This is a genomic window from Streptomyces griseoaurantiacus (assembly GCF_036189845.1).
In the GTDB taxonomy this organism is placed as follows: Bacteria; Actinomycetota; Actinomycetes; order Streptomycetales; family Streptomycetaceae; genus Streptomyces; species Streptomyces griseoaurantiacus.
On record NZ_CP108326.1, the window covers coordinates 3,172,981 to 3,185,930 of the forward strand.

At 73.2% G+C, this 12,950-nt stretch carries 12 protein-coding genes; 4 read left to right on the forward strand and 8 right to left on the reverse strand.

Annotated features, from left to right (window positions below):
- Positions 1–20: 20 nt before the first annotated feature.
- Positions 21–1,382: a COG1361 family protein gene (locus OHB09_RS14005; RefSeq protein WP_234526580.1), complete on the reverse strand. Its 1,362-nt coding sequence runs from the start codon at positions 1,380–1,382 to the stop codon at positions 21–23.
- 91 nt (positions 1,383–1,473) lie between these two features.
- Here OHB09_RS14005 and OHB09_RS14010 point away from each other — a divergent pair, with 91 nt between their 5' ends.
- Positions 1,474–2,139, forward strand: coding sequence for a pyridoxine/pyridoxamine 5'-phosphate oxidase (locus OHB09_RS14010; protein WP_328922056.1), 666 nt, complete (start codon positions 1,474–1,476; stop codon positions 2,137–2,139).
- Between the two features lie 16 nt (positions 2,140–2,155).
- Here the strand turns inward: OHB09_RS14010 and OHB09_RS14015 are convergent, their stop codons facing one another.
- The gene (locus OHB09_RS14015; RefSeq protein ID WP_252307090.1) at positions 2,156–2,848 is read right to left on the reverse strand and encodes a GNAT family N-acetyltransferase; all 693 of its coding nucleotides are present in this window, start codon (positions 2,846–2,848) and stop codon (positions 2,156–2,158) included.
- Positions 2,849–3,002: 154 nt separating this feature from the next.
- Here OHB09_RS14015 and OHB09_RS14020 point away from each other — a divergent pair, with 154 nt between their 5' ends.
- Positions 3,003–4,202: a flavin-containing monooxygenase gene (locus tag OHB09_RS14020; RefSeq protein ID WP_191854771.1), complete on the forward strand. Its 1,200-nt coding sequence runs from the start codon at positions 3,003–3,005 to the stop codon at positions 4,200–4,202.
- Positions 4,203–4,212: 10 nt separating this feature from the next.
- Here OHB09_RS14020 and OHB09_RS14025 read toward each other — a convergent pair whose 3' ends face one another.
- A complete protein-coding gene (locus OHB09_RS14025; protein WP_328922057.1) occupies positions 4,213–4,569 on the reverse strand; it encodes a hypothetical protein in 357 nt (118 codons plus the stop codon).
- A gap of 9 nt (positions 4,570–4,578) precedes the next feature.
- Between OHB09_RS14025 and OHB09_RS14030 the strand changes: the two genes are divergently transcribed.
- Positions 4,579–5,163: a peptidase inhibitor family I36 protein gene (locus OHB09_RS14030; protein WP_093595365.1), complete on the forward strand. Its 585-nt coding sequence runs from the start codon at positions 4,579–4,581 to the stop codon at positions 5,161–5,163.
- A gap of 225 nt (positions 5,164–5,388) precedes the next feature.
- On the opposite strand, the gene OHB09_RS14035 is transcribed toward OHB09_RS14030, so the two are convergent.
- Both OHB09_RS14035 and OHB09_RS14040 read right to left on the reverse strand, forming a co-directional pair.
- A complete protein-coding gene (locus OHB09_RS14035; protein ID WP_328922058.1) occupies positions 5,389–7,083 on the reverse strand; it encodes an alpha/beta hydrolase in 1,695 nt (564 codons plus the stop codon).
- A gap of 157 nt (positions 7,084–7,240) precedes the next feature.
- The gene (locus tag OHB09_RS14040) at positions 7,241–8,599 is read right to left on the reverse strand and encodes an MFS transporter (protein ID WP_381190043.1); all 1,359 of its coding nucleotides are present in this window, start codon (positions 8,597–8,599) and stop codon (positions 7,241–7,243) included.
- 71 nt (positions 8,600–8,670) lie between these two features.
- Between OHB09_RS14040 and OHB09_RS14045 the strand changes: the two genes are divergently transcribed.
- The gene (locus OHB09_RS14045; RefSeq protein WP_328922059.1) at positions 8,671–9,774 is read left to right on the forward strand and encodes a GlxA family transcriptional regulator; all 1,104 of its coding nucleotides are present in this window, start codon (positions 8,671–8,673) and stop codon (positions 9,772–9,774) included.
- Between the two features lie 684 nt (positions 9,775–10,458).
- Here OHB09_RS14045 and OHB09_RS14050 read toward each other — a convergent pair.
- The 3 genes from OHB09_RS14050 to OHB09_RS14060 all read right to left on the reverse strand — a co-directional run bounded on the left by OHB09_RS14050 (position 10,459) and on the right by OHB09_RS14060 (position 12,567).
- Positions 10,459–10,950 (reverse strand): ATP-binding protein, encoded by a 492-nt coding sequence (locus OHB09_RS14050; protein ID WP_078631285.1) that lies wholly within the window; start codon positions 10,948–10,950, stop codon positions 10,459–10,461.
- 464 nt (positions 10,951–11,414) lie between these two features.
- Positions 11,415–11,927, reverse strand: coding sequence for an EF-hand domain-containing protein (locus OHB09_RS14055; protein ID WP_006143977.1), 513 nt, complete (start codon positions 11,925–11,927; stop codon positions 11,415–11,417).
- A 265-nt stretch (positions 11,928–12,192) separates the two neighbouring features.
- Positions 12,193–12,567: an STAS domain-containing protein gene (locus OHB09_RS14060; RefSeq protein ID WP_006143978.1), complete on the reverse strand. Its 375-nt coding sequence runs from the start codon at positions 12,565–12,567 to the stop codon at positions 12,193–12,195.
- Positions 12,568–12,950 lie beyond the last annotated feature (383 nt).

Below are 12,950 nucleotides of genomic sequence, written 5' to 3' on the forward strand. Positions count from 1 at the left end.
CGGGGCCACCACCCCACCGCTCAGGGCGCCACGACGACCTTGGCGCTGTCGTTCGCCGGCCTCGGGTCGTGCCGGTCGACCGACGGGTCCCTCTCCTTCACCGCCACCCTGCCCTCTCCGGCCCGGTCCAGGTCCAGCGTGAAGTCGAAGGTGCGGCTCCTGCCCGGCGGCAGATTGCCCACGTCGCACATGTAGTCGGCGCCGTCCCGCCGGCAGTGGGGGTCGAAGGCGTCCTCGTCGATCTCGTCCATGGGCTGCTCGGTGACCACCGCTCCGGGCGGCGGGGTGAACACCAGCCACCGGCTGTGGCCCGGATCGCCGGGTCCGTCGTCGTGCACCGTCAGATGGACCACCCGCCCCTTGCCGACCCTCGTCCGCACCTCCTCGACCCGGAAGTCGGAGGTCGTGTCCAGGAGCACCGTCGTCGCGACCGAACCCGCCGCGAACGTCCCCCCGCCCTTCCTGGAGGTGCTCACGACCTCCAGCGGGGGTCCCTCGCCCTTCTCGCCGCCCTCCGGCACCGTGGCGTACTTGTCCGGCCCGATGTCGAGGGGCCAGACCGCGCGGGTGAACGAGCCGTCCATCCTGGTCCTCGAGGCGCGCAGCCGGAGTTCGGGGCCGAGCGTCACCGTCTCGCCGGGTTCGATCCGCACGTCGGGGAGCTCGCAGACGGCCACCTGGCCCTTGTACGGCTCCGGGTAGCGGCAGTTGGAGTACGCGCGCCGCAGTTCCAGCTCGCCCCCGCTCAGTTGCACCCCGAGTCCGCGCACGGGGAGCTGGCCGGTGTTGCGGACGACGAGGTCGGAGGTGATCTCCGCGCCGGGTGCGACCTTCTCGTAGGGCCCGGCCTTCCGCAGTCGCACCGCCGGTCCGCCGACGACGACCCTGCTGCGGGCGGTGTGCTTCTCGCCGTCCTCGGTGGTGAAGGTGAAGCGGACGACGCCGCCCTCCCCCGGCTCGCTGCCCTTGGCGGCGACGGGGTAGACACGGTCGAGCGCCGACCAGCTGTCGTACTCGCCCTCCACCTCGCACACCACCCGGCGGTCGGTCCCGGAACAGCGCGGGCCGCTGTGGCTCATCCCGACGATCTTCAGCCGCACGGCGCCGCCGGCGTCGCTCGCGTCCACGGTGAGCCGGTGGTCGTACCTGCCGTGGGGGCTCGGGGTCGTGGCGTCCCTGGCCCGCACGTGGAAGGGCGTCGTCCGGGCGTCCGAGGCCGCCTTGACCCCGTACGGCCGCAGATAGAACAGGTCCGGGACGCTCACGTAGGAGCGGGTCTCGGACTTTCCCGTGTCGCAGGCACTCGCCCCGGCCGCCAGGAGCAGTGATCCGCCCAGCGCCGCTCCCACCCCGCGCCACGGGCGCGCCGCCGTCCTCGTCACCACATCGTCCTCGCTGCCGCCACGTCGTCCTCTTGCTCGCCGCGCCCGTCGCCGGGCGGTTCCGCGCTTCCGGTCCAGTGATACTCGACGCATGGACCATGACCTCGAGTCGTTGCTGAGATCGTTGCGGGTGTGGGACCCGGAGGTCACCGAACTGAGGCGCTTCGACCCGGCGGACGCGCCCGGCGAACCCCTCGCCCTGTTCACCGACTGGTTCGCCGAGGCGGTGTCGGCGGGTCAGGCGGAGCCGCACACGGTCTCGTTGGCCACGGTGGACGCGGAGGGCCTGCCGGACGTCCGCACCGTGATGCTGCACGGCGCGGACGCGGCCGGCTGGTCCTTCGCCACGCACGACACCAGCCGCAAGGGCCGCCAGCTCGCCGTCCGCCCGGCCGCGGCCCTCGGCTTCTACTGGCCCGTGCTGGGCCGTCAGGTCCGGTTGCGCGGCCCGGTGACGCGGGCCTCGGCCGCCGAGGGCGCCGCCGATCTGCACGCCCGCTCGACGGGGGCCCTGGCGGCCGCGCTGGTGGGCCGGCAGAGCGAGGTGCTGGGCTCGGCGGAGGAGCTGGCAAAGCGGTCGGAGGCGGCCTGGGAGCGGGCCGCCGCGGAGCCGGAGGCTCCCGCCCCCACCTGGACGCTGTACCGGCTTGACCCGGTGGAGGCCGAGTTCTTCCAGGGCGACCCGCGCCGTCGCCACGTCCGCCTGCGCTACCGGCGCGAGCCGGACACCTGGGTGCGCGAGCTGCTGTGGCCGTGAACCGGGGCGCGGGCGCTCAGCCGAGGGCGGGTTCCGGGTCGGTGGCGAGACGGGCGTGCAGGTGGGCGTCGCGGAAGGCGTCCTGCCGCCCTTCGGCGAACATGGCGCCCCGCAGCGTCCCCTCGTAGCGGAAGCCGCACCGTTCGGCGATCCGGCAGGACGCCTCGTGCCGCAGTGCGTGGTCCAGCTCCAGCCGGTGCAGCTCGAGTTCGGAGAACGCCCACCTCGAGGTGAGCGCGAGCGCCCGGGTGGCGACCCCGCGGCCCCGCGCCCCGGGCAGTACCCAGTAGCCCAACGAGGCACGGCTCATGACGGGGTCCATGGCGTTGAGGCCGATGTGCCCCAGCACCGCGCCCCCGTCCGCCTCGGTGACGCAGTACGCGACGCTGGTCCCCCGGGCCACGCTCTCCGCCCGGGCCGCCATCGACTCCCGGGCGCTGTCGATGTCGTGGACCGTGCGCAGAGGGGTGTTCCAGCGCCGGAACACCGGATCGGTGTGCCCGTGCAGCCATGCCTCGACGTCCACGTCGGAGTCCGGGTCCCAGGGCCGCAGGCGCAGACCGTGCCCGTACAGGTCGGGAACCGACGGGGCGGGGTGGGCGGGAGCGGACGGGGCGGGGTGGGCGGGAGCGGACGGGGCGGGGTGGGCGGGAGCGGACGGGGCCGGGTGGGCGGGGGGTTTCGGTGGATGTGCGTCGACAGGGGGCATCCGTCCATTGAAACCCGTACGGAACGGGGCTTCACCTTCGGAGCGGGGCCCCGGGCCCGCCCGTTCACCACCCCTCCCCACACGTGATCATTTCGCAACCGATTCAGGTCTTGACCGATACCCATCAAGCCGGGGCGTCGTTACGCTCGCGCTCATGGCCGACTCGACTGCTTCCTCCGCCTCTTCCGGGCCGCGCGCCGTGCCGAGCCAGGAGGACCGTCCCGTCTACGTGATCGGCGGCGGCCCGGGCGGTCTCGCCGCGGCGCAGGCGCTGCGCGCCAAGGGCGTACGGGCCGTGGTGCTGGAGCGCTCCGACCAGGTCGGTTCCTCCTGGCGGGGCCACTACGAGCGGCTCCGGCTGCACACCACCCGGGGCCTGTCCTCCCTGCCGGGGCTTGCGATGCCGCGCTCCTTCGGCCGCTGGGTGAGCCGCGAGAACGTGGTGCGCTACCTGGAGAAGTACGCGGAGCACCACGAGCTGGAGATCGTCACCGGGGTCGAGGTCTCCCGGGTGGAGCGCGCGCCCGACGGCGAGGGCTGGCTGCTGCGCGCCTCCGGCGGCCGGGAGCTGACCGGGCGTGCGGTGGTTCTCGCGACCGGCTTCAACCACACGCCGTACGTGCCGCAGTGGCCCGGACGCGAGGACTGGAGCGGCGAGTTCCTGCACGCCGGGAGCTACCGCTCGCCCGCGCCGTTCGCGGGGCGGGACGTCCTCGTCGTCGGGGCCGGGAACACCGGGGCGGAGATCGCGGTGGACCTGGTCGAGGGGGGCGCGCGGCGGGTGCGGCTGGCGGTGCGCACCGTGCCGCACATCGTGCGCCGCTCCACCGCCGGGTGGGCCGCCCAGTACAGCGCGGTCCTGGTGCGCCGGCTGCCGGTGCGGCTGGTGGACCGGCTGGCCCGGACGATGTGCCGGATCAGCGTGCCCGACCTGACCGCGCAGGGGCTGCCGCGCCCCGAAACGGGCCTGTACAGCAGGGTCCGGGAAGGGGCGATCCCGGTGCAGGACGCCGGGATCGTCGAGGCGGTGCGCACGGGCCGGGTCGAGGTCGTCGCCGCGGTCGAGGGCTTCGAGGGCGACGCGGTCCTGCTCACCGACGGCAGCCGCGTCGAGCCGGAGGCGGTCATCGCGGCCACGGGGTACGCACGGGGCCTGGAACCGCTGGTGGGCCACCTCGACGTGCTGGACGCCCGGGGGCGCCCGGTGACGAGCGGCGGCCGCACCCCCGAGAACGCCCCCGGCCTGTACTTCACCGGCTTCACCAACCCGATCAGCGGCATGCTCCGCGAGATGGCCCGTGACGCGGAGCGCATCGCCCGCGCGGTGGCCCGGGGGGTCCGGGCGGGGGCCTGAGCGCGCCGCGTCAGCAGAGGGCCTCCGCGATCCGGCCATCGGTGGTCGATGCCGGGAACACCGCGTCCGCTTCGCCGCCTCCCGCGAACGACCGCTCCGATCCCAGAACTCGCCGGACGCCCTCCGGCGCAGTCATGCCGAATCCCGACGGCTCTCCCGTCTCTCCCGTGCGTCCGGCTTCGGCCCAGTCGACCGGGACGGCGGAGTGCAGTCCTCCAGCCTCACCGGCGAGCGGGCACGAATGCTTTCGATCAGGGTCGAAAAGATGGCTGAGCCATGGCATCGAGGACACAGTGGCGACTGCGACCGTGCAACCCCGCCACAGGTCGAGCAGTGCACCACCGGCGTGACCGCCGACAGCAATCATGGAGGCTCCATGACGAACACCGCGCATTCGCAACGCGGTTGGACGATCAAGCTCGGATTGGCTCTCGCTTCGTCGCTGGCACTTCTTACTTCAGCAGCGCTCTCGGCGCAGGCGTCGCCCAATCCGGAGCTGCCCTTCGCCCACCAGGCGGACGAGGCCGGGCTGACGCACCAGCAGGCGCTGACCATGCAGAAAAGCGTCGACTCCTACCTCAAGCAGGTGGGAGGATCCCAAGTCGCCGTCAACGAGATCCGACTGGACGACCGAGGCAGCAGTCTCCTGCTGCCGCTTCCCGGAGAGAAGAAGGTCCGGGATCTTGAAGCATCTCCGTCGACGATCCAGGATTCGGGGTGCTCGTACACGTATTTCTGCGTCTACTCGGGAATCAATTGGTCGGGTGCCCTGTGGCGCTGGTCGGACTGCAACAACCACCTCATGCCTACTCGCGGCACCGGTTCCTGGATCAACTACCAGACGACAGGAACGCGAGTGAAATTCCTGGACGCCTATGGTGTTCGCTGGATGGACGCCGGCGCACCGAGCGCGGACGATGTCGCCGACTTCTCCTGGGTGTTGTCGACCAAACCCTGCTGACGTACCGGCCGGCCCGACGCCGCGTGCTTCAGTCGTGACGGCCCCGGGCCCCTGTACGCACTGTCCGCGCGGCCCTCAGCCCGCGGACGCCCTTGTGCGTGCCGTCGCTCTTCTCGCCTGTCGGCGCGGATTGTCGCTGGGCGGACAGGGCCCGTCACGGACGCCGCGAGGGGCCGGAGGGGGAAGTGCGTCCCCTCCGGCCCCTCGCCACCGTGCTCGAGTGGGTCACTTCCCTGCGGCGTCGGTGCAGTAGAGGTCCTTGTGCGGCAGGCGGCCGGTGGTCAGGAAGGTGACGGTGGTCTTGTCGGCGCAGGAGGAACCGGCGTCGTAGACGTAGTGGCCGCCGTTGTCGACGCCGACGAACGCGGAGCCGCGTCCCAGGGCCTTGTGCAGTCCGAGTCCGCCCTCCCAGGGGGTGGCGTTGTCCCGGCGGTTCTGCAGGATCAGGGTGTCGCGGGCGCCGCCCTTGGTGATCTTGACGGTCGGCTCGGCCGGCTTGTCCCAGAAGGCGCACGTCCAGATGTTGGCGGGCATGCCCGCGGTGAGCGGCCACTTGGCGCGCTCAGCGGCGGTGCGGGCGGCGTAGCCGTCGACGTCCTTGGGCCACTGGGCGTCGCCGCAGGTGAGGGCGAGGAACATGGTGGCCTGGTTGTCCGCGGGGACGCCCGGGGTCGTCGGCGTGTCGGCGAACACCTGCTTGAGGACCTCGGCGTCGGCGGCGGTGGTGCTGCCCTCGGCCAGGTCCTGGGCGGCCTTCCAGAACTGGGTGAGCACGGGAAGCGTGTCGTTGTGCAGCAGCAGGGAGTAGGTCACCGACCGCAGCATCGCCCCGTCCAGCGACACGGGGGCGCCGGGGATCGCCGCGGGCTCGCGGTCGAGCCGGTCGGCCAGCGCGAGGTAGGTGCGGGTCACCTCCGCCACGCTCCCGCCGAGGCCGAGGGTGCCGTTCTGGGCGGCGGCGACGCGGGCGGCGTCGGGGAACCGGTCGGCCATGCCCTTGCCCCAGGTGTCCGCGACCAGGTCGGCCCACACCTTGGTGGGGTCGACGTTGCCCTCCAGGATCATCCGGTCGGTCCGCTTCTGGAACAGGGAGCGGTAGACGGCGCCGAGGTAGGTGCCGTAGGACTGACCCCAGTAGGAGACCTTCTTCTCCCCGAGCGCCTGGCGGATGCGGTCGATGTCACGCGCGGTGTTGGCGGTGGTGTAGTACCGCAGGTTCCTGCCCGCCGTGTCGGCGCACTTCTTGGCGTTGGCCTTCGCCAGGGCGACGTTCTTCGTGATCGAGCCGTCCGCCGCGGGGAAGGGGAAGAGCCCGGCCACGCTGGGGTCGTTGAGACCGCAGCTCTGCGGGGTGCTGTGGTCGACGCCGCGCGGGTCGAAGCCGATGAGGTCGTAGCGCTCCCGCACGGACTTCGGCAGGGTGGGCGCCATCGTCCCGGGCATGTCCAGGCCGCCGAGGGCCGGTCCGCCGGGGTTGAGCACCAGCACCCCGCGCCGCTTCCCGGGCTTGGCGGTGGACAGCCGGGAGACCGCGACCTCGATCTTCGTGCCGCCCGGACGCGTGTAGTCCAGCGGGACCTTCAGCGTGCCGCAGGTCAGGTGGGGGTCGCGGGTCTGTCCCTCGGCCAGGGGCGGGCACGTGCCCCAGGTGATCCGCGCGGCCCCCGCGGACCGACCGGCGTCCTTGCCGACGCTCTTGGCGACGGTCCCGGACACCTCCACGCCCTGCGCCGAGCCGCCGCAGGCGGTCAGCGCGCCCCCCACCACCGTGGAGGCCAGCAGAACCGCGGCGAACCGGCGTCCCCGGGGCGGGACGGGTGTCGCCGCACTGCGCTTCGTGGTCATGGTGTCGTCCTCACTGCTCGGCCGGCCGGCCGGCCCGCTCAGCCAGGCCGTCGTGTTGATGACCTGAGTCAACAAGAACCCACCCCCTGTACGCGTCACCCCGCGGAGCGCACCTCTGGGTAGCTCTCGTGGGGGACACGGCCCGAGCCCGGGGGACGACAAGTGACCCGAACGACTCATCGGGGCCCCAACCGGCCACGCCAGGACGGTGGTTCGGGCTTCGCGCGCGGGGTCACGCCGGCGCCGCCACTCCCCCGCGCGAGGTGCGGCGGATGGTCAGGGACATCAGGGCAGCCGTCGCGCACAGCGCGCCCGCCGCGTACCAGACCACGTCGTAGGAGCCGGTCGCGTCCCGCACCACGCCGCCCGCGTACGCCACCGCCGCCGCGCCCACCTGGTGGGAGGCGAGGACCCAGCCGAAGACGATCGCGCTGTCCTCCCCGAACCACTCCCGGCACAGCGCCAGCGTCGGCGGCACCGTGGCGACCCAGTCCAGGCCGTAGAAGACGATGAAGAACACCATCGGCGGGTGCACCGACGGGCCGAGCAGCACCGGCAGGAACATCAGGGACACGCCCCGCAGCGCGTAGTAGACCGCCAGCAGGCGGCGCGGCTCGAAGCGGTCGGTGAACCAGCCCGAGGCGATCGTGCCGAGCACGTCGAAGACCCCGACGACCGCGAGCAGCGAGGCCGCCGCCGTGATCGGCATGCCGTGGTCGTGCGCGGCGGGCACGAAGTGGGTCTGGACCAGGCCGTTGGTCGTGGCGCCGCAGATCGCGAAGGTCCCGGCCAGCAGCCAGAACGGCCCGGAGCGGACGGCGGAGGCGAGCACCGTCACCGTGCGACGGGCGGCGCCCCGCACGGGTTCCGGCTTCGGCACGAACTCGGTTGCTCCGTACGGCGCCTGGCCGACGTCGGCCGGGTGGTCGCGCAGCAGCAGCCAGACGAAGGGGACCACCGCGAGGGCGGCGAGGGCGACCGTCACGGCGGCCGGCCGCCAGTCGTGCCTCTCGACGATCCAGGACAACAGCGGCAGGAACACGAGCTGCCCGGAGGCGGACGCGGCGGTCAGGATGCCGGTGACCAGCCCGCGCCGGGCGGTGAACCAGCGGTTGGTGACGGTCGCCGCGAAGGCCAGGGCCATCGAGCCGCTGCCGAGCCCGACCAGCAGGCCCCAGCAGAGGAGCAGTTGCCAGGCGGCGGTCATCCACACGGTTGTGCCCGAGCCGAGGGCGATGACCACGAGCGCCCCCGCGACGACCCGCCGGATGCCGAAGCGGTCCATGAGGGCGGCGGCGAAGGGCGCGGTGAGCCCGTAGAGCGCGAGGTTGAGGGAGACGGCGGCCCCGATCGTGCCCCGGGACCAGTGGAACTCCTCGTGCAGCGGGTCGATGAGGAGGCCCGGCAGCGAGCGGAAGGCGGCGGCGCCGACGATGGTGACGAAGGTGACGGCGGCCACGAACCAGGCACGGTGCACGCGTGCGCGCCGCACCGGGGGCGGCGTCTTGCCGGGGGCGGGCCCGGGGCGGGCGGTGGACGTGGTGGCGGCTTCGGCGGCGGCCCCGCCGGCCTTGTCGGCTGTCTGACTCACGACACAGAGCCTCCGTGAGACGGCCGGAGCGAACGAGTGGCCCGAAAGACAGCATTCGCTAGGATCGGGCCATGACCCTCGAAGGCCCGTCCCCGCGCCCCCACCGTGTCGCCGTCCTCGCCCTCGACGGGCTGCTCCCCTTCGAACTGGGCATCCCGCAGCGCATCTTCCGGCGCGCCCGGGATAGCGAGGGCCGCCCCCTGTACGAGGTGCTGACCTGCGCGGTCCGGGAGCCGGGCCCGGTGGCCACCGACGCCGACTACGCCGTGGTCGTCCCGCACGGCCCCGAGGCGCTGGCCACCGCCGACACCGTGATCGTGCCGTCCTCCTACGCACTCGGCCCGGTGTACGAGGAGGGCAGGCTGACCCCCGAACTGGCCGCCGCCCTGGCCCACATCCGGCCCGGCACCCGGCTCGTCGCCATCTGCACCGGCGGCTACGTGCTGGCCGCCGCCGGCTACCTCGACGGCCGGCCGGCGACCACGCACTGGGCCTCGGCCGAGAACTTCCAGCGCCTCTTCCCCCGGGTCCGCGTCGACGCCGACGTGCTGTTCGTGGACGACGGCGACGTGCTCACCTCGGCCGGGGTCGCGGCCGGCATCGACCTGTGCCTGCACCTGCTGCGGCGCGACCACGGCACGGCCGTCGCCAACGACGTGGCACGGCACACGGTCGTACCGCCCTACCGGGACGGCGGGCAGGCGCAGTACATCGAGCGGCCGCTCCCCCAGCCGCAGCGGGCGGGCACGGCGGCGGCGCGGGAATGGGCGCTGGCCCGGCTGCACGAGCCGATCCAGTTGCGGGACATGGCCGAGCGGGAGTCGATGTCCGTACGGACCTTCACGCGGCGGTTCCGCGAGGAGGTCGGGGTGAGCCCGGGACAGTGGCTGACGCGGCAGCGGGTGGAGCGGGCGCGGTATCTCCTGGAATCCAGCGATCTGTCCATCGACCAGGTCGCCCGGGACGCGGGCTTCGGCACGGCCCAGTCGATGCGCCAGCACCTGCAGGCGGTGCTGGGGGTGACGCCGACGGCGTACCGCCGGACGTTCAGGGCGGGGGGAGCGGAGGGGGCGGCCGAGGCGCGCGGGACGGTCGGGACGGACATGGCGGACGAGGTGGGCGAGGCGGGCGACCCGGTCCAGGCGGGCCCCGGCAAGACGGAGGCCGCGGCCTAGGGCCTCTCGTTTGGATCAGGCCGGCTGGGGGGCGCGGTACGTCCTCGGCCGACCCGAGCGGGGTCCGGTGCGTGCGGCTGCAAGGCGGAGGAGGGCGCCAGGGCGGAGCCCTGGCAACCGACGACAACGCCGCAGAGGCGCGTGCCGGACCCCGCGACGCCGGGATGATCCAAACGAGAGGCCCTAGACCTCGCCCTGGGCCCGTGCGGCATCCCGCATGTTTGTCCACAGGGTGTGGACAAGTTCGGCGCAGCGGCTGGCGGCGCGCCACCGCCCGCCCCGGGCACGGGACCGCGCGCCGCCATCCGGCTCCGGCGTGCCCGCCCGCTCCTCGCCGGATCCCTCGCCCGCGAGGACTCCCGCGCCCCGTCGGAGCCCGACCGCCGAACGCGACCCGCACTCGCCGAGGCCCTCCGTCACCGGCACCCTCGCCGTCCCCTCACCGCGAATCGCTCACCACAAGCGTGATCAAACGGACACCGTACGTCAACACCCGTTCGGCGATTGGTCCGTTATGCCCTTTTTCCTCTTTCGCGCACGGGGGCACACCCCGGCGCACGCCCCGCACGCCCGCATCCGGGAAGGGCGCCCGTGCGACCGCACGCCCGGGCGCGCGTCCCCGCCGGGCCCCGGGGCACCCGCCGTACGACGGTCCCGGACCCGTGAGGCCCGGGCCCGACGGTCCTAGACCGCCTCGAAGGCGAAGTCCCCGTGGGCCGCGGCCGTCCTCGTACCGACGCGGGGTTCGGGGCTCCCCGCCGCGCCGCGGTCCATCTCGCACCAGATGCGCTTGCCGGAGCCCTCGCGGGTCCAGCCCCAGCGGTCGGCGAGGCCGTCGACGAGGGCGAGGCCGCGGCCGCCGGTGGCGTCGCCGTCGGCGCATCTCGGCGCCGGCGCCCGGTCGCAGGAGTCGGCCACCTCCAGCCGTACCGTCCCGGCGGGGCCGCCGGCGGCGTCCTCGCACACGCCCGTCAGCAGCAGCCGCAGCACGGCCGGACACCCGGTGTGCACCACGGCGTTGGTGACGAGTTCGGAGACGAGCAGCACCAGCGTCTCGGCCACGGGCTCGTCGGCGCTTATGCCCGACCCCGCGAGCCGCGAGCGGGCCCACTTCCGGGCCCGCCCCACCTCAGCGGGGTCGGGCCGGATCTCCAGCTGCACTTGAAGCACCTGCACCGCTCACACCATCCGAACCGGCGGACACATCGCCTCGCGCCCCACGGGCGCCACGGTCGTGGTCATCCTCTGCACGCACTGAACCGGGATCACGGAACGTGATTCCCTTGCAGGGCAGCATGGTTGACGTACAGTCACCTCAACAAGCGCTTCGGGCATATTCCAGCGCGAAGGAGTACGCGTACGGCATACTGTGCGACGCCTGCTCCGGTGAGTCGAACAAGCAGTGGCGACGGTCCGCCCTGCCCTGCGAGCGGCGCACATCGCGGCGCACGGCGCCCTTCGCGGCGCCGCACCACCCGGGCCCGGCCTCTGCACCACTCGCATCCACCACAAGGTACCGGAGACATCCGGCGGCGACGGTCCGTGACGAGTCGGCGGCGGGACGCGGCCCCGCCCTGACTCTCCGTCACCGACCGTCGATCACTCGGGGCGCTCGCTCCGGGACGCCGCCCGCGGGGCGCTCACTCCGGGACGGTGAAGTAGCGGGCGAAGGCCGCCACGACCTCCTGTTCGGCGATCCGGCCGTCCGCGTCGGCGTCCAGGGCCCCCGCGGACGCCGCGGCGACGTCCTCCGGGACGCCGAGCACCCGCAGCGCCCGTGCGGTCTCCTCGACCGTGACCGCTCCGTCCCCGTCGCCGTCCACCACGGCGAAGGCCGCGTGGAGGAAGGGGCGGGCGATCTCCGCGAACCGGTCGGGGTTGTCCCGCAGCCGCTTGACCGCGCCGCCGACGAACTCCTCCCGCGTGATGCGCTGGTCGCCGTCCCGGTCGGCCATCGCGGCCATGCCCTGCCAGAAGGCCTCTGCCCCCACGTAGAGGGCCTGGCCCTTGTCGCAGCGGGCCGTGGTACCGAACTCGGCGAGCAGCGCCTTGGCCGCCGCGCTGAAGTCCTCGCGGTCGATCCGGCCGTTGCCGTCCTGGTCGAAGCCGGCGAACCGGGCCGCGATCCTGCGTTCGTACTCGGTGCTGACCATGTGTCCTCGCGCCGCCTCACATGACGTCGGGTTCTCCCGCCCGGAGCGTACGACGCCGGAGCGCCGCGCGGAGCGGGAGAACCGCTCTTGTGCCAGGACCGGGGGGTTTCCGCGACAGGTCTGGGGAAAACCCGCACACACGTGTGACATACACCCCGGGGCGCGTCGCGCGGGTGTCACGCCGGCCCTCGGCCCGCCTCCGGCCCGTCTCCGGCCCGTCTGCGGGCCCGTCTGCGGGCTCGCCTCCGGCCCGTCTTCGGCCGCCTCAGGCCGAGAGCGGGTCGGCGTCGTCCATGAGCGCGACCGTGACGTCCGGGTAGACGTCGAACAGACGGCGCACGCCGAGCGCGGCGAGCACCCGGTTGACGTGCGAGCCCTCCTCGGTGCCGTGCGCGGGCAGGATCAGCCGCAGCCGCCCCCGGCAGGAGCGGATCAGACGGCGCGCGGCGATGAGGACGCCGACGCCGCTGGAATCGCAGAAGAACACCCCGGAGAGGTCGAGGACGAGCCGGTGTCGGCCCTCCGCCACCACGTCGTGCACGCGCCCGCGCAGCGTCGGCGCGGTCACCAGATCCAGTTCCCCCGACACACGGAGCACGGCCCAATCACCGTGCCCGGTCTCCGTCACCGTGAGCGCCACCGCCAACGCCTCTCACTCGCCCGCCCGTCCACTGACCGCCGGAACCACCGCCCCGGCCCGAACCCCCAACCGGAACTCGTCCCTACGCTTTTCGTCGGCGCGCCTTCCCCACCGCACCACCATGAAACACCTGTTCTCTTCCCATTGCCTGTGGTATATGAGCCATTCCAAACAAGTTCGGTCGACTCCAGTCGCTTTCGCGCAATGTTGATCTCGCCTTGTCACGCTGTGTCGTGCGGGGTCCCGCCCTGTCCCGGAGGCCCGGATGATCTCCTCTACCATCCGCGGCCGGGCGGGGCGCGCATTGTCACAAAGGGGCGTACGCCCCCGAGCATGCCGACTACATTCGAGAAGGCCCTGGGCACAGGCTGGGACGGGGAACG